Raw genomic sequence first — 503 nt, 5'->3', positions numbered from 1 at the left:
AATCTCTTGCTGGGTGGCGTTACGAAACCCGAGCAGTGCCTTGCGCGCCCGTAGCCCGCAGGCATGGGCAAAGGTCTCCAGCGCCCGCACCGTCGAACGGCGGCGGTTGTCGTCCGGCGCTTCAACCACCAGCACCGCATCGGCATCAAGCGCGGTGAACACGATGCCCAGCGCCGCCAGCTGATCGGCCCGGGTCACATTATGGCGCGCCGACCATTCCCTATCTTCCAGCAAAGAGCCATCGTCGGCGAACAGCGAATTGAACCACTCGACGTTATAGGTGGCAATCCGCAGCATCGTCAGCTCGCCGCACGTTCGGTCTGGATCACATCCCAGGCATGGTTCACGGCAATCATCCGTTTTTCGGCCAGTTTCACCGCCTCTTCCGGCACCCCGCGCGCGATCAGCTGATCGGGATGCGAGGCCCGCACCTCGGCCCGCCAGACCGCCCGGATTGCCTCAATCGGCGTATTGGGCGACACCCCCAGCACCGCATAGGGGTC

2 protein-coding genes are annotated in these 503 nt (G+C 64.2%); both read right to left on the bottom strand.

Translation table 11 applies throughout. From position 1 onward, the window contains the following. The coding region (locus ACQY5R_RS18385; protein WP_428610735.1) for a hypothetical protein at positions 1-297 on the bottom strand (297 nt) is incomplete at its 3' end. A 2-nt stretch (positions 298-299) separates the two neighbouring features. Then, positions 300-503 (bottom strand): J domain-containing protein (locus tag ACQY5R_RS18380; RefSeq protein ID WP_428610734.1); only part of this gene is annotated, 204 nt, incomplete at its 5' end.

Origin of the sequence: Sedimenticola sp., from assembly GCF_050289425.1 — a bacterium.
Lineage (GTDB): Bacteria > Pseudomonadota > Gammaproteobacteria > Chromatiales > Chromatiaceae > Sedimenticola.
Note: the sequence above shows the minus strand (reverse complement) of the source record. Positions and strands in the feature narration are given on the sequence as shown.